Origin of the sequence: Polycladidibacter stylochi, assembly GCF_001562055.1 — a bacterium.
GTDB lineage: Bacteria > Pseudomonadota > Alphaproteobacteria > Rhizobiales > Stappiaceae > Pseudovibrio > Pseudovibrio stylochi.
The window spans coordinates 271,063-286,607 of the sequence record NZ_LLWE01000025.1 but is presented as its reverse complement, the minus strand read 5'-3'; the positions used below and the strand labels follow the sequence as shown (position 1 = coordinate 286,607).

The 15,545-nt window shown below is 47.4% G+C and carries 10 protein-coding genes and 1 other RNA gene; 7 read left to right on the top strand and 4 right to left on the bottom strand.

Translation table 11 applies throughout. The annotated features are described in order from the left end of the window. Nucleotides 1-83: 83 nt before the first annotated feature. Entirely contained in the window at nucleotides 84-3,686 is a 3,603-nt protein-coding gene (locus AYK67_RS10410; protein ID WP_068085990.1) for a hydantoinase B/oxoprolinase family protein, read from the bottom strand. A 425-nt stretch (nucleotides 3,687-4,111) separates the two neighbouring features. Here AYK67_RS10410 and AYK67_RS10405 point away from each other — a divergent pair, with 425 nt between their 5' ends. Then, nucleotides 4,112-4,678 carry a winged helix DNA-binding protein gene (locus AYK67_RS10405; RefSeq protein WP_244266910.1) on the top strand — a complete coding sequence of 189 codons (567 nt, stop codon included), beginning with the start codon at nucleotides 4,112-4,114 and terminating at the stop codon, nucleotides 4,676-4,678. 100 nt (nucleotides 4,679-4,778) lie between these two features. Here the strand turns inward: AYK67_RS10405 and AYK67_RS10400 are convergent, their stop codons facing one another. Next, on the bottom strand, nucleotides 4,779-6,851 hold the full coding sequence (locus AYK67_RS10400; protein ID WP_068085987.1) for a TonB-dependent receptor domain-containing protein: 2,073 nt from the start codon (nucleotides 6,849-6,851) through the stop codon (nucleotides 4,779-4,781). 151 nt (nucleotides 6,852-7,002) lie between these two features. Then, nucleotides 7,003-8,976 carry a putative bifunctional diguanylate cyclase/phosphodiesterase gene (locus AYK67_RS10395; protein WP_208976266.1) on the bottom strand — a complete coding sequence of 658 codons (1,974 nt, stop codon included), beginning with the start codon at nucleotides 8,974-8,976 and terminating at the stop codon, nucleotides 7,003-7,005. 328 nt (nucleotides 8,977-9,304) lie between these two features. Between AYK67_RS10395 and AYK67_RS10390 the strand changes: the two genes are divergently transcribed. The 3 genes from AYK67_RS10390 (at nucleotide 9,305) to AYK67_RS10380 (ending at nucleotide 11,460) form a co-directional block, all read left to right on the top strand. Further along, a complete protein-coding gene (locus AYK67_RS10390) occupies nucleotides 9,305-9,997 on the top strand; it encodes a J domain-containing protein (protein ID WP_068085981.1) in 693 nt (230 codons plus the stop codon). Beyond that, the gene (locus tag AYK67_RS10385) at nucleotides 9,994-10,752 is read left to right on the top strand and encodes an N-acetylmuramoyl-L-alanine amidase (protein ID WP_068085978.1); all 759 of its coding nucleotides are present in this window, start codon (nucleotides 9,994-9,996) and stop codon (nucleotides 10,750-10,752) included. Before AYK67_RS10390 ends, AYK67_RS10385 begins: the two co-directional genes overlap by 4 nt. Nucleotides 10,753-11,031: 279 nt before the next feature. After that, complete coding sequence (locus AYK67_RS10380; RefSeq protein ID WP_420800600.1) at nucleotides 11,032-11,460, top strand: lytic transglycosylase domain-containing protein; 429 nt, start codon at nucleotides 11,032-11,034, stop codon at nucleotides 11,458-11,460. A 79-nt stretch (nucleotides 11,461-11,539) separates the two neighbouring features. Here AYK67_RS10380 and AYK67_RS10375 read toward each other — a convergent pair whose 3' ends face one another. Next, nucleotides 11,540-12,205: a pyridoxamine 5'-phosphate oxidase family protein gene (locus AYK67_RS10375; RefSeq protein WP_068085972.1), complete on the bottom strand. Its 666-nt coding sequence runs from the start codon at nucleotides 12,203-12,205 to the stop codon at nucleotides 11,540-11,542. A gap of 100 nt (nucleotides 12,206-12,305) precedes the next feature. Here AYK67_RS10375 and AYK67_RS10370 point away from each other — a divergent pair, with 100 nt between their 5' ends. From AYK67_RS10370 to AYK67_RS10360, 3 genes are all read left to right on the top strand, one after another. Next, nucleotides 12,306-13,796 (top strand): aminotransferase-like domain-containing protein, encoded by a 1,491-nt coding sequence (locus AYK67_RS10370; RefSeq protein WP_068085969.1) that lies wholly within the window; start codon nucleotides 12,306-12,308, stop codon nucleotides 13,794-13,796. Nucleotides 13,797-13,852: 56 nt separating this feature from the next. Then, nucleotides 13,853-14,247: RNase P RNA component class A (rnpB, locus tag AYK67_RS10365), an RNA gene on the top strand. A 172-nt stretch (nucleotides 14,248-14,419) separates the two neighbouring features. Then, the gene (locus AYK67_RS10360) at nucleotides 14,420-15,238 is read left to right on the top strand and encodes a sugar phosphate isomerase/epimerase family protein (protein ID WP_068085966.1); all 819 of its coding nucleotides are present in this window, start codon (nucleotides 14,420-14,422) and stop codon (nucleotides 15,236-15,238) included. Nucleotides 15,239-15,545: the final 307 nt, after the last annotated feature.

Sequence of the window (15,545 nt, the reverse complement as noted above, 5' to 3'; positions counted from 1 at the left end):
GGTTGCAAAAGTTTGTGACCGTATCAAATGCAGCTTATTGTTGAGTGCATCGATACGGCCACTTTCTTTAGGACTTTAAGGCTTTAGGGCTGACCCCAGCCTCCGCTGGTGGGGGTGTTAACAGTAACTGCTTCGCCAGCTTTGAGCGTGGTTTGATCGCAGGTGCTTAGTTCTTCACTGTTACCATTCAAACGGCGCACGCGTGTCTTACCAACTTGCCCGTTAGCGCCACCTGCCATACCCTTAGGGGCAATGGTACGGTGCGAAGCCAAAATGGCGCATTCCATTTCCTCTAAAAAGCGAATGGTACGAACGGTGCCATCACCGCCATGCCATTTCCCTGTACCGCCCGAGCCTTTGTTGATGTGGAAGTCTTCCAAGACCACAGGATAGCGGAATTCGAGGATTTCCGGATCAGTCAGGCGTGAGTTGGTCATATGAACGTGAACGGCATCACAGCCGTGAAAACCCGGTCCTGCAGGTGCGCCGGAACAAAGCGTCTCATAATATTGGTGGGTTTTGTTGCCAAAGGTCAGGTTGTTCATAGTGCCCTGCGAGTTCGCCATAGCACCAAGGGCTGCAAACAAGGCGTTGGTGACATGTTGCGATGTTTCCACGTTACCGGCCACAACAGCGGCGGGGTAAACAGGTGACAACATGGAGCCCTTGGGAACAATGATATTGAGCGGGCGTAGGCAGCCAGCGTTCATAGGTATGGCAGTGGGTACCATCACCCGGAAGCAATACAAGACGGCGGCGCGGGTAACCGGCTCTGGTGCGTTGAAGTTGTTGTCCAGCATAGGGCTGGTACCGGTGAAATCTATGGTCGCACTGCGTGAGTTTCTATCAACCTTGATGGCAACACGAATAACACCGCCGTGATCGACAGGGTATTCAAAGCTGCTGTCTTTGAGTGCTTCGATAACACGGCGGACGCTTTCTTCGGCGTTGTCTTGTACATGGCGCATGTATGCGATGACGGTATCCAAGCCGAAATGGACAGTCATTTTGCGCAGCTCTTGTATGCCCTTTTCATTGGCGGCTATTTGCGCTTTCAAATCCGCAATATTTTGATTGATATTGCGAACAGGATACGGGTGATTTTCTAAAAGATCGCGAAGGGCCTGCTCCTGGAAGACGCCGCCGTCAACCAATTTAAAATTATCGATAAGAACGCCTTCTTCATCGACGCGGGTGGCTTTGGGCGACATGGAGCCGGGGGCGGTTCCGCCGATATCGGCGTGGTGTCCCCGTGATGCGGCCCAGAACAGAATGCTTTCGTTCTTATCATCGAAAACAGGTGATACAACGGTGATGTCGGGTAGGTGCGTGCCACCGTTATATGGTGCATTCAGTGCAAATACATCGCCGGGTTTGATGGCACTCTTATTATTGGCGATGACGGCTTCCACCGAACGATCCATTGATCCCAGATGCACGGGCATGTGCGGGGCGTTGGCAACCAATGCGCCATTATGGTCGAAGACAGCGCAAGAAAAGTCCAAGCGCTCTTTAATATTGACCGAGTAAGCAGTGTTTTGCAGTGTGACGCCCATTTGCTCGGCAATGGACATAAAGAGGTTATTGAAGACCTCAAGCATTACAGGATCAGCTTTAGTGCCAATAGCCAGTTGGCGCTCAAGCGGAATGATGCGTTTTATAATAAAGTGGTCTTTGCTGTTTAATGTGGCCTGCCAACCTGGCTCCACTACAATTGTGGCGTGGGGCTCAATGATGAGGCAGGGCCCATTTGCACGCATTCCCGGTTTGAAAGTGTCGCGGTGGTAAGTGGCGGCCTGTTGCCATGCGCCGCTGGTAAAAAAACGGGTTTGCTTGGTTGGCTCAGGGTGTGCCGCTGTCAGCACGTGTTCTTGTTCATCGAGTTGGGCACCGCCGCCAATGGCCTCTACTTCCATTGCCTCTATGGTGATGGGTTTATCTTCGTAGGTGAAGCCGTATTGTTTGTTATGGGCTGTTTGAAATTCGTGCCGCATTGCCTCTAGGTTTGAAGCAATGAAACTCACCGGCAAAGACGTATCTGTACCTGCATAGCGCAAATGAGCGCGGATAATGAGTGTCGCATCGCTCGGGGTAACGCCTTGTTGGGTAATTTCCTCAAGGGTTTGATTGGCAAGCTGATCGCCCATTTCTTTGGCTGCTTGCATGCCTTTTGTATCAAGTGGCTGCTCCAGGGCGTGTTGGCGGGTGGCACGAATATCAGCAAGGCCCATGCCATAGGCCGATAGAATGCCTGAGAGCGGATGGGCAATAACGGTGGTCATGCCAAGGGCGTCGGCGACCATACAAGCACTTTGCCCGCCAGCACCGCCAAAGCAGGTGAGGGCGTATTCGGTGACATCGTAGCCCCGTTCAACGGAAATCTTTTTGATTGCGCTTGCCATATTTTCAACGGCAATTTTCTGGAAACCCTCTGCGACTTCTTCCGGACTAAGGGCTGGGTCGACCTCATGCGCTAATTGCTCAAATGCTTTTTCTACAGCGGCGCTGTCCAGCGGTTCATTCTGCCCTGGGCCAAAGATATGCGGGAAATCATCGGGGTTTAGCTTTCCAGTCATAATGTTGGCATCGGTTACGGTGAGCGGGCCGCCGCGACGATATCCTTTTGGCCCAGGGTTTGCTCCTGCTGAGTCCGGTCCAACCTGAAAACGACCATCCTTGAATTGCAACAACGAGCCACCACCGGCTGCAACAGTATGAATGCGCATCATTGGCGCACGCATGCGTACGCCTGCGACCTCGGTTTCAAAAGCACGTTCATAGTTACCGTCAAAGTGGGAAACATCGGTGGAGGTGCCACCCATATCAAAACCAATGATCTTGTCATATCCAGCCATTTTCGAGGTTTCGACTGCTCCAACAACACCACCTGCCGGTCCCGAAAGAATAGCGTCTTTTCCTTGGAAAAGGCTGGCATCTGTTAACCCGCCGGATGATTGCATAAACATCAAACGACAATCAGTATTTTTGATATCTAACTCGCTGGCTACCTGATCAACATAGCGACGCAGGATAGGTGAGAGGTAGGCATCAACTACCGTGGTATCGCCGCGCCCAACCAGCTTCATAAGCGGAGATACTTCGTGGGAAACGGAGATTTGAGTAAAACCAATTTCTTGGGCAAGATCTTTGAGGGCTAACTCATGTTCGGGATAGGCGTAGGCATGCATGAGGACAATAGCAACCGAGCGGATACCATTGTTGTAGGCGTTTTGTAGCGCTTCTTTGGCCTGCTCGTGGCCCAGCTGAATTTCAACATGGCCGTTTGCGAGCACTCTTTCACTTACTTCACAAACGGTTTCGTATAATAACTCTGGTTTTATAATCTCTTTGGCGAAAATATCGGGCCTAGCTTGATAGCCGATTTCAAGTGCATCGCGAAAACCCTTGGTGATGAGAAGAAGGGTGCGATCTCCCTTGCGTTCTAGCAAGGCGTTGGTGGCAACCGTTGTGCCCATTTTAACAGTGGCAATATTTTCAGCGGGAATAGGTTTGCCAGTAGGTATTTCCATGAGGTCGCGAATACCTTGCAGTGCTGCATCGCGGTAAGCCTCTGGATTTTCGGAGAGAACTTTGTGGGCTTTCAGTGTGCCTTGAGGGGTACGGGCTACTAAATCTGTAAAAGTGCCACCACGATCAATCCAAAAGTCCCATTTACCTATTGTCATTCGTATTCCAAATTCTGTTAAAGTGTTTAGCCCGATCTCCAAAAATAAAGACACTTAGTACATGCGCGCTTTTTGGAGAAAATACCATAATGACATTCATTATGATTTAACATTTACAATTTGTCTATATTCTACCAGTAAATTATTATTGTTTGATGTGTGCGGTGGCGGCCCTATTGGTGTGCTCGCGTGGAGAACATCCCATTGAAACCCCTATTACATCCTAGTGGTTGCTGCCTTTCATTGTAAACTGTAGGTTCTTGTAGACATAATTTTTATAAAATAATGGCAAAATGAATATTTGAACTTAAAAGTTATTCTTAGATGAATTAGAATGTGGTTTTGCAGATCTCGGTAAACCGGTGGTCATAATGTTTCCAGATCTTTTGAAGGTTATTTGATAACTAACAAACGGGGTGCTGAGTGTGTCAGAAAAAGAATTATTGAAAGACAGCGGGAGGATTCCTCACACAAGCGGGGCTAGTTTGGAAGTTGGACCAGTTGTTTCGGCAGCTCATCTCGCAGCGGGTGAATTGCCCGCGCTTTCAGAAATCGAATTTGCTGTAACAATGATGGTGAATGCCTATCAACGTTGGATGGTGCGTTGTATGGCCGCCAGTGGCGGCGAGGGACTGTCAGCACTTGAGACGCAAGTTTTGCATTCAGTTAATCACCGTGGACGTGAAAAGAGCTTGGCCGATCTATGTCTTGTTCTTAATATTGAAGATACACATACTGTTTCTTATGCTTTGAAAAAGCTAGAAAAGGCGCAACTTATCATCTCTGGCAAGCGTGGCAAGGAAAAGACAGTTTCGATTACCGAAGAAGGCATTAAAATATGTGACCAGTACCGGTGCCTGCGCGAAGCTCTTTTGGTACGGCCTATTAAAGAACTTGGCCTTGATGAGGTGGAGTTATCACGTTTAGCTTCTGTTTTGCGCAGTGTTTCAGGGCACTATGATCAGGCTGCTAGAGCTGCAGCGGCTATGTAATTACTAGCTTGAAGATTTTTAGTGTTAGGGGAGGCACTCGGCCTCCCTTTTTATTGTAGACCAAATAAACCTCCCCTTTTGGTGGAGGCAATGACTTTATCTAAAATGTTTTGGCAATAGACAGTTTGAAGGTGCGGCCGCGACCATCACGTTGGCTTAATGCACTGCGATACTTGGTGTTGAATATGTTTTCTACACTTGCACGCACTTCTGCATTTTCTAAGAAGCCTTGTGTTGGAGTCCACTCCAGAGAAATGTCATGTAAGTTATAGGCTTTTGCCTTGTTTTTAGGATCGCTGACTTTTGTGAGGGCACCGTAAAAGTCGCTGCGCCATTTGACTTGTAAATCAGCTTCGGGAACCTTGAAACCTAAAGCAATGAAACCGTTCAAAGGCTCAACGCTGTCAATATAGTTATTGGTGTCCAAATTATAGGCTCGGGTGTAGGTAAGCCCTGCATCTGCAAAAATGCTTTGGCTATCGTATGAGGCCTCAAGTTCTAAGCCGCTATATTGCGCTTGATTCACCAGAACCACTTCGGCACGGCCTGTCGTGTGATTATATTGGCGGCTGTAGTGGTTTCTAATTTTATTATAGTAGGTTGTTGCTTTTAGCCGTAGCCCGTCTTCTTCTTGTAAAACACTGTCAAATGAAAGGGCAATACCGCCCTCAATGTTATTGGAAAGCTCTTTTTTGAGCTGTTTCACATGTGGATTGGTGTAGTTATCGCCGCTAAATGCCTCATCAATTGAGGGCAGGCGTTCGGTATGGGCGAGTGAAGCAAATAAGCCAACGTTACTGGTTAGATCATAATACACTGCCAACTTGGGTGAGTATGCTGTATCTGAGGGGCCTTGTGTTGCCTTAACACCTGTGCCTGGCTGCAAGCGGTCGTGATCGATACGAACGCCTGGTGTCAGTACCAGACCTGGCAATAGTTCTGCTTCGGCTTGCGCATATACGCCAAAAGAGGTTTTTGTACCCTCTGGGTGAGAACTGGAGCCGTGGGTTGTGCCGGTTTTTTTGTAGCGGGTGTTTTTACGTTCTTGCCAACTGCCTTCGGCTCCATAGGTGATAAATAGCGGTAGGCCGAGAACTGATTCCAGCTCGCTTTCGTTTTCCAGCTTGTACTGGATTGTGTTGTACGTGAAGTCTGTTTTGTCGCCGTATGGTTTAAAACAAAAACGTGGTCCGTAGCATATGTTTTGCAGCTTATCTTGACTAGTTTCCTCGTTGGAATAGGATAATTGGGCCGTTAGGTTGAGAAAATCGTTACCTAGAAAAGCGTTTTCATAGCGCAAAATGCCCGTTTGATTGTAACCGGTACGATCGGTAAAACCAAAATCTTTACTATGTGATATTTGGTCGAAATACTGGTTTTTGCCAGTGAATTGATAGCGCTCGTAACTTAAAGCAAGTGACTGGTCCTTATCGCTGCCAAAGTTGTATTTCAGCTTTGCAATACCTGAATACATATTGGTGTTGCCTTCAGCATCTTTCACGCCATCACCATTTGTGTAAGGACGTATCTGGCCGAAATTGCCAGCAGCAAACAGTTCCAGATTGTCTGTTAATTTAGCTGCTGTGACCAATGAGCTTGTGAAGTCGTTCGCATTTGATGACCAGGTGCCTTTTAGCCGTACGGCCAGTTTATCGTCACCCTTCAAATAGTCACTTGCGTCTTTTGTTTGCACCGAAATAACACCAGCCATGGCGCCAGAGCCATAAAGAGTGGAACCGGCTGGGCCACGTTGAATGGTGACTGATTTATAGAATTCGGGATCCGAAAAGAAAGAGCCCATACGATACTGCTCGAAGTATTTTTTGACACCGTCAACTTGAAGTATCATACGGTTTTCATCGGAAGAAAGCCCTGTGCCAATACCGCGGATGTTAAAGGATTGGCCAAAAGGCGCTTGTGCATTGCTCACTGACACACCTGGTGTTCGCTCTAACAACTCGCCGAGTGAGTTTGCTTGGGAAGCTTCGATTTGCTGCGGGGCAATAACTGTAACCGCCTGTGGTGTGTCGATGGCGACTTTGGCTTTGCCTGCCGTTGTGACAATCTTATCAAGAGTGATTGAGCTTTGTTGCTCGGCACTGTGTGAAGCGGCACCTAACAACAAAAGTGTTGATGTGCTAACGCCCAATAATAAAAGAGAGTGTGTTTTCATGTTGCCTAAGCCTTGTCAATTGGCTGGCTTGGCAAACAGGCTGGCTAGCTAAGTGTTGTATATTACTAGGCACTTTTTCCAAAGTTGAATTTATTTGTCAAGAATTAGTATCGTAAAACTACTAGTTTCTTTTTAGGATTGGATTACGCGCTTAGAATCCATTCAGGCAGCGTATATTCTCACTGGGGTGTTTGGGGTTCACCGGTTGTGGCTTGCCGTAGTAAAACCCTTGAACGAGATCACAGCCTCCCGCTTTAAGCAGGCGCGCTTGTGTTTCGTTTTCAACCCCTTCTGCGGTGATGAGTAAGTTTAATGATCTTCCTAACCCTATTATGGCGGCAATGACCGCATCGGTATGGGTGTCTTGTCCCAACCGTTGTATGAAGCTGCGGTCAATTTTAATTTTGTTAAACGGGAACTTGGAGAGGTAGCTTAGGCTTGAATAACCGGTGCCAAAATCATCCATGGCAATCGAAACGCCCATTTTGTGTAGGGACTTCAGTGTTTGTATGACTGCTTTTGTATCGGATATGAGGAGGCTTTCCGTTATCTCGATTTCCAGTCGCTCCGGCTTAAGGTTTGCCTCTTTTAATGCATTGCGGACTTTGTTTTCGATGTGACCGCTTTTAAACTGGGCAGGGGATATATTTACTGCCACTCTGAGGTTTTCATCTTCCCAATTTGCAGCGTCTTTACAGGCTTTTTTGAGTACATACTCACCTATTGCTTCGATTTGCCCGCTCTCTTCGGCGATGGGAATGAAAATGTGCGGGCTTATTTGACCATGCACAGGATGCTTCCAGCGTAATAATGCTTCAAAGCCTTTCAGGCGATTATCTTGCAGCCCGACTTGCGCTTGATATTCAACCTGAAACCCTTCGTTTTTAAGAGCGCGATACATTTCGTGCTCTAACGCGCGGCGCTGCTGGAGCTCGTCATCCATACTGGGGTGGTACCAAGTATATGTGGAACGTCCGGTTTGTTTGGCACGGTATAAAGCCAAATCGGCGCAATGGAGAAGCTTGGAAGCACGCCATAAGGAATCGCGTGCGCCTGCTAAGCCAATTGAAAGCGACATCTCCAGTTCTATTCCATCGAGAATACACGGGGCTTTAACAGCGGAGAGAAGGCGCTGCGCGTAACTCGTGGCTTCGCGGTGGCTCATGTCGTTTTCCAGCAGGACAGCGAATTCATCGCCGGACAACCTGGCAACGAGCTGGTTTTCAAATACCAGCCGTAGCCGATCTGCAATCGCTTGGAGGAAAAGATCGCCGATGGCATGACCATGCGTATCATTAATGTTTTTGAACTTATCTACGTCAACTACCATGACGTAGTTATTCCTTAATGAACGGCTGGCTTTCTTAAGGGATTTTGTGAGGGTTTCTGAAAAAACAGCACGGTTGGGCAGGTGCGTGAGGGGATCGTTCTGGGCTAAGAATTCAATGGTGGAGCGTGTTTTCCAGCGCTCACGCATGAAGCGCCAGATGAAATATATGCTCATCGTGTAGATTAATAGTATGACTAGAAAGCCCAAAACCGAGGCTGTTGAGAGGGCCTCTATGAAATACTCATGGGAAACCGCTGTTATGGAGGTGATAACTACAATCAGATCTGGTGTACCATTTAAGGAGAGCAGGTTAACAGTGGTGAAACAAGGGATATCCCAGCTGGTATAAGAAAAATTCGAGCTTACTTGTTGTTGCTGGGTGCTGACTGCTTTTAATAATTGGCGGTAATCTACTTTTGTACCTACAATGCTATTATTGTGATTGTCTGCAATTGCATCGGATTTTACTTCTACGAGCCTGAAACCGGTTAATGTGTAGATACTAATCGCTGTATTTTGTACCCCTTGCAGCGAGCGAACGATTATATTCCTATAATCTGTTGAGGGCAGGTAACTTATGGACTTTGAGGTGTGTTCGTGGCCGTTGTCCAGATTTGTGGCTAGACCGGATTTAAACTTTTCAAGCGCGGTTGAATGCTGTGCGATACTCTCAGAGCGCATCGTTGTGTAAAGCGTATATTTTTCAATGGTATAATAACACAGAGCCAAAACGAATAATGTGAATAGGCTTAGTGCTAGAAATACTATTTTTTTAATAGGTGCTGTTTTATACAAAATGAAATACCTGCAGCCTCGGCTGATTATGAGACAGTGGTTTAATCGATAATTATCTGAGGGTATAATAAATTTAATGCAATTACTAATAAAATTTTATTAATTATTTTTTAGTGTATTTACTAGGAAATGCATGTCAGCGAGAAGGTGTTTATACCTACCATTTTGAGGGCTGCCAGTCATTTGTAGGCAATAAACTGTTTCATTCGTGTTTATTAATCGAAGAGTTTCACGCTCTAAATGCGGAAGCTGGGGAGATCCTGGCAAAAACGTTTGGCAAATACGTTCTTGGGTCGAAAGGTTTGTCTACATCATATAGTCTTGGACTATGAATTTCTGGAGCAAAATATCTACTTTTATCGGCAGTATACAAACTGGGAGCGTTCACCTCATTGATCGTTTGCAAAGTTTTGTGCAAGCGGCAGGTGAGATGCGGCGCTCCGTTGCCTTTACTGTTGCAATGATTGCTTTGTCTGCAAAAATGGCAAAGGCGGATGGCGTGGTAACGCATGATGAAGTGCTCGCATTCCGAGAGTTGTTTGATATTCCGCCGCATGAAGAAGCCAATGTTGCCCGTTTGTTTAATTTGGCCCAACAAGACGTTGCAGGTTACGAAGCCTATGCAAAGAAGTTGGCGGTTTTATTTTTGGACGAAGCTGAAAACAAAATCGATGTGTTGGATGGCTTATTCCATATTGCGAAAGCAGACGGAATTGTTCATAGCGCAGAGCTTGCTTATCTAGAGCGTGTTGCTGAAATATTTAAGGTTGATCCTAACGAGTATAGCCGTTTAAAAGCACGTCATGTGCGTGGTGGTGGCGATCCCTACGAAATTCTTGGCGTTAGCCGGGATTTACCGTTTTCCGAAATTCGGCGGAACTATCTTAACCAAGTTAAGGAAACACACCCCGATCGCCTTGTTGCGCGTGGGGTGCCAGAAGAATTTGTTCGACTTGCCAGTGACCGATTGTCGGCGATTAATGTGGCTTTTGAAAAAATAAGTGCAGAGCATAACCTATGAGTATACGGGCTGAGTGTCTTGTTCCGGCGCGTTTGCGTCCTTCCCCCAATCATAATGAGCGGCAACGAGATATCGATATGTTGCTCTTACACTATACTGCGATGGATAGCGCAGAAAGTGCTGTCAGCTGGTTATGCGATGCAAGGTCGGAAGTCTCGGCTCATTATCTGGTTGACGAGACAGGCGATATTACACAAATGGTGCCTGAAAGTCGCCGTGCCTGGCATGCTGGGCAAGCATTCTGGAAGGGAGAGCGCGATATTAATTCGTGTTCAATTGGAATTGAACTTGCCAATTGCGGAGTACAAGATGGTGCTGTGAGTACCTACCCTGAAGTACAGATAAATGCTGTTATTGCGCTTTGTCAGGATGTGATTAAGCGCCACCAAATTCCGGCGGAGCGGGTTTTGGGCCATTCGGATGTTGCTCCTTCACGTAAGCAGGACCCTGGGAGACATTTTCCTTGGGCTCTTATGCACCAGCATGGTGTGGGGCATTATGTGCCACCAATTGAGATTGAGGGGGCCGGGTATTTTCAAAAGGGAGATCAAGGGCAGCCAATTGAGGCGATACAATCGCTTCTGGCTATTTACGGCTATGAGGTTAACGTAAACGGGGTCTTTGATATTGCAACGGAGAATGCCGTAATGGCATTTCAGCGTCACTACCGGCCCGAACGTGTGGACGGTATTGCTGACCCGCAGAGCGTTGCGACTTTGCACCATCTTTTGAAAGCCTTGCCGCAACTTGCTTGAGATAATTAATTTAAAATGCTGGTGAGTTGTTAATAGTTATGGTGACGCTGCCTTATTTATGACATCTGACGGTTGGTAGGGTGCCACCCTATTGCCATATTATGCTGTAAATGACTAATATACTACATAGATTCTGTAAGATTTCGTGAAGTTATAATTCAAATTTTCGTCTAATAGTGACTTCATACCTTCTGGCCATCGAAACAAAGTGCCTGGAAGGTATACATGAAGTCTATCATAACTAACGATATTAAAGTTGTTGGAGTGATGTTTATTGCAATGCTATTTGGTTATTTTGTTTTAAATGCCACTGAAGCGTTCGCTAAGACCGGTAAATCGTCATATATCCAAATGATTGAGAAAAAGGCCAAGAAACACGGTGTACCTACCGACTTGGCGAAAGCAGTTGTTGAAGTGGAGAGCAACTTTAATGCCAAAGCACGAGGGCGTGCCGGTGAAGTTGGCTTGATGCAGATTAAACCTGCCACTGCGCGTGGTGTCGGTTTTAGAGGGTCAGTTAAAAAACTGTTCCACCCAGAGACCAACATTGAATATGGCATGCGGTACTTGGCGGGTGCACATAAAAAAGCACGCGGTGATGTCTGTGGTACAATTTTGCGATACAACGCGGGTCATGCGGCAAGACGCATGAACAAGACAAGTGCACGTTATTGTAAAAAAGTGAAAACTATCCTCGCACGCAACTAGTATTGATTGTGATCCCTGTTATGCAGGGTGTCTGCAAGGACGAGAGACGGCCGGAGTTATCGTAACTCCGGCCGTTTTTCTATGCGAATTTCTTCTGCGCAGCCCTAATTGATGCCGGCAGTTCTATCGTCTCATCGTGTTTGGCGCTTTGCGCAGGACCTAATGCCGTTGTTATCGGTATGACGCCGGACCACTTTTGCAAGTGCTCATCTTCGGGGTCGTCAACTGGTGGGCCTGATCTGACTTTGGCGGCTGCACTGTCAATTGTTATTGCAAGTACTCCAGTGGCGTTGAGTTCTTTTGCTGTGTCTGGCCGCACTTCAGCATAGCGTCCTGGTAACAGATGCTCTGTAATGGCAATGAGGGCTTGTTGATGTTCTTGTTGGTCTGTGACTTTTTCAGCAGTGCCATGGATAACCACCGAGCGGTAATTGACAGAATGATGCATGGCAGACTTTGCTGCTACGATACCGTCAATATGGGTAAAAGCCATGGAGATTTGAGCGCTTTGTGCGTTTTCCTTAATAATTCGGGCAGCTTTGGCGCCGTGTATATACAGAGTATCCTCTTGTCTGGCGAAGGCCATAGGAATAACCATAGGGCGATCTTCGTGAATAAAGCTGACGTGAGCGACAAGGCTTTGATCAATAATTGCGTAGACTTTACCTGTGTCATACTGGGCGCGTTTGGTGGTTCGGACCCGCGCATATTTGGGTAACTGTTTGGTATCAATTGAAACTGTCATAACTTGCTCTTTTGCTGTGTTGGGATAGCAATAAGGGGAAATCTGGTCTACCTATAGGTCCAGATTGAAAACTAATATTGATCCAGATTGAGATAGCGGTATGGAGCCCAACATTTTCGTTGATCTAATTGAATTGCGTAAAACGAGCGGTGAGGGGCTGGCAAAGCAAATATATCGGCAAATTCGAAGAGCAATTTTAGAAGGGATTTTACCTGCTTCAAGTTTTCTACCCTCAACCCGTCAGCTAGCAATTCAGCTTAAGGTTTCGCGCAGTTCCATCAATGAAGCCTTTGAGCTGCTTGCTGCTGAGGGTCTGATTGAGCTGCGTTTCAAGGCTCGGGCGAAGGTGAATAGTATTGATGTTGCGCCTGTCGGTCGTGTTGGTTTGCATAATGACCTTGCGTTAAAAAATGGCGTGTCTGCGGGTGCCGGTTATGTCTCCAAACGTGGTGAGCAATTGGGTCGCTCTTACCGGTTTGAGCCGCGGGGGATGCGCAGTTCACGAATGGTACCGGGTATGCCATCGGTTAAACTTTTTCCAAAACAGGAATGGGCACGTGCCCTGCGCCAAGCAGGAAACGAGTTATCCCTTCATGATAGCGGATACCTGACATCTAGTGGGCTTGCTTATCTTAAAGAAGTCCTGAGTGGCTATCTCAGCGAGTATCGTGGTGTAAATGCTGATGCGGAACAAATCATCATAGTACCGGGTACTCAAGCAGCACTAACATTAGCTGCCTATTTATACGCGGATTTAGGGGATACAGCCCTTATCGAGGACCCAGGTTATTTAGGGGCAAGGGCAGCTTTCCTGAATAGTGGCCTTTTGTTAAAGGCCAGCAGAGCGAACGATTTAGCTCACAATATACGCCAACTCGCCCAGCAGGAGTGTGCAGCACGGCTGGTTTATGTCACGCCGTCACACCAGTTCCCTCAAGGGGGGGTGCTTGCTCTTAAAGATCGTCTTGCCTTGCTGGAAGCGGCAAGGGCGAGCGGTGCTATGATAATTGAGGATGACTATGATAGTGAGTTTTTGCATTATGGTCGGCCGATCGTTGCCTTGCAAGGGCTCTCTAAAAATGGGGAGGTTACTTATATTGGTACAACTGCAAAAAGCCTAATACCGGCGCTGCGTCTTGCCTATATGGTGGTGCGGCGTGAAGATGTTTGCCGGGTTGCGCATGCACAACGAAACCTTGGTTTGCTTGCTAATGCGCATAGCCAACTTGCATTGGCACACTTTATTGAAGATGGCGCTTTTCGGCGGCATTTGCGGCGCATCACACGCCATTATTCAGCAACTGCAGAAATTTTATGGAAGATGCTGATTGCAAGGTTTCCGGATAAGCTCATCGTTGAAAAGCCAAGTGCGGGTGTCCAAATGTGCCTCTTGTTCACGGGGGAGTGGGCTGTTGTTAACGATAAAGCAATTGCCAATAAACTAAATGATGTTGGCTTTGGAGTGAATCCACTCTCGATTTATTGCTATGAAATAGAACAGTCTGGTTTAATCGTCGGGACTGCGGACACCACTTTATTAGAGTGTGAGCAGTTTTGCGATGCTTTGGCACGTGCTTGCGTGGCTAATTAATGCCTTTGTGAATTCTAAGCTTGACGTTTTGGGTGCAAGCGCATACCTGAGTGCTACCAGTCGGCCGGACGATCGCTGCTGCAAGAGCTGAAAGGCCGCAGGGGAGGAAAGTCCGGGCTCCATGAAGACACGGTGCCGGATAACGTCCGGCGAGGGCGACCTTAGGGAAAGTGCCACAGAGAGCAAACCGCCTGCACATGTGCGGGTAAGGGTGAAAGGGTGAGGTAAGAGCTCACCGCGCGCTTGGCAACAAGGGCGGCAGGGTAAACCCCACCGGGAGCAAAACCGAATAGGGGTGGCGCGGAAGTTACTTCCAGCTTGTCTTCAGGCCAGACCACCCGGGTTGGTTGCTTGAGGCGCTCAGCAATGGGCGTCCCAGATGAATGATCGTCACGTCGTTTGCCTTCGGGCTGCGGCCATACAGAACCCGGCTTACAGGCCGACTGGTGTTTTTTCTATTTTCTTTTGTACGGCTAATCGCCTTTGTTTCAGGCTTTTGATGAAAGCATCATTGTGTGAAGGCGGCTTCGTCCACACGTGTTGCTGCATATGTCAAGCAGCTGACATGAGCGCTCTCTAATAACGCAACTGAGACACTATTTGTTGTATATTGGAGAATAATTATGGTGGGTAAGCCGGTATTAGGTGCTGCTCTAGATGTGAAGCACCTCTCGATACACCGTGATTGGCTGTTTGAGCGTGAGCGCCCTATTGAAATTAGCGATTTTTGTAGTCCCAACACGATCAACGGTGATTGGCAGGGCCTTGCGGATGAATGTCGGCGGATTCTTGAGGGGTTTCAGGGGCCTGTTGGTTTGCACGGACCATTTTATGGAATTGATTTGGCAGCGGTTGAAGCTGATAGCCAGCAACTGACGCGGAAAAAGCTACAGATAGCGCTGGATGCGTGTGCGGCATTTGGTGCAACTCAGATGGTTTTACATAGTCCCTATAGTTATTGGTGCCATCAAAATCTTGATAGTTGGCCGGGCGCGCGGGATAGAATGACGGATGTTACCTGCGAAAATTTGCGGTTGGCTGTGGAGCGTGCCAGTTCAATGGGCGTTGAACTGGTTCTGGAAAATATTGAGGATATTGACCCGAGGTGGCGTGTCGATGTGGTGCAGCAGCTAAATAGTGCTGCTATTGGGGTATCGATCGATACCGGTCACGCACAGCTGGCGCATTCTTCTTATGGTTCGGTACCCGTTGATTACTTTGTGCAGCAAGCGGGGGGATATCTTCGTCATGTGCATTTGCAAGATATTGACGGTTACGCGGATAGGCATTGGCATGCCGGCGAGGGCATTGTGCCGTGGAAAGCCGTGTTTCGTGCAATTGAGTTGAGTGGTGCACAGCCGCGGTTACTGTTGGAAGTTACAGATATGGCGCATGTACAGTATGGAGCGGCATATTTGCAATCATTGGGAATTGCTGAGTAAATTCAAGAGGCGCTTTTGCGTTGCCAAGCCGTAAAAGCGCATATTTTTTGGATAATCACCCTGTGCGTTCATAACTTTCGAGTTTTGTAAATCACGGTAACCGTGCATTAACCATAGATAGTGATAAGTGTTGTAGATGCTAGAAAACCCTAGGGATTGTGCGTGGTTTAATGGTGAGGCCCCATAAAAGCCCATGTTTACCCATATATGCCCATAGTGTAGTCTCTAGATGACTTATAAACCATTTTGTTGAATTACGTGTGTTTGAGCATGGAAAAGCAATTGGTTTTCGCCTGCAACACGATGA

Coding starts and splice junctions, on each gene's coding strand:
- AYK67_RS10375 (WP_068085972.1), bottom strand. CDS start 12,205: ATGACAGTTTCAATTGATACCAAACAGTTACCCAAATATGCGCGGGTC.
- AYK67_RS10385 (WP_068085978.1), top strand. CDS start 9,994: ATGAGTATACGGGCTGAGTGTCTTGTTCCGGCGCGTTTGCGTCCTTCC.
- AYK67_RS10390 (WP_068085981.1), top strand. CDS start 9,305: ATGAATTTCTGGAGCAAAATATCTACTTTTATCGGCAGTATACAAACT.
- AYK67_RS10360 (WP_068085966.1), top strand. CDS start 14,420: ATGGTGGGTAAGCCGGTATTAGGTGCTGCTCTAGATGTGAAGCACCTC.
- AYK67_RS10370 (WP_068085969.1), top strand. CDS start 12,306: ATGGAGCCCAACATTTTCGTTGATCTAATTGAATTGCGTAAAACGAGC.
- AYK67_RS10400 (WP_068085987.1), bottom strand. CDS start 6,851: ATGAAAACACACTCTCTTTTATTATTGGGCGTTAGCACATCAACACTT.
- AYK67_RS10380 (WP_420800600.1), top strand. CDS start 11,032: ATGCTATTTGGTTATTTTGTTTTAAATGCCACTGAAGCGTTCGCTAAG.
- AYK67_RS10410 (WP_068085990.1), bottom strand. CDS start 3,686: ATGACAATAGGTAAATGGGACTTTTGGATTGATCGTGGTGGCACTTTT.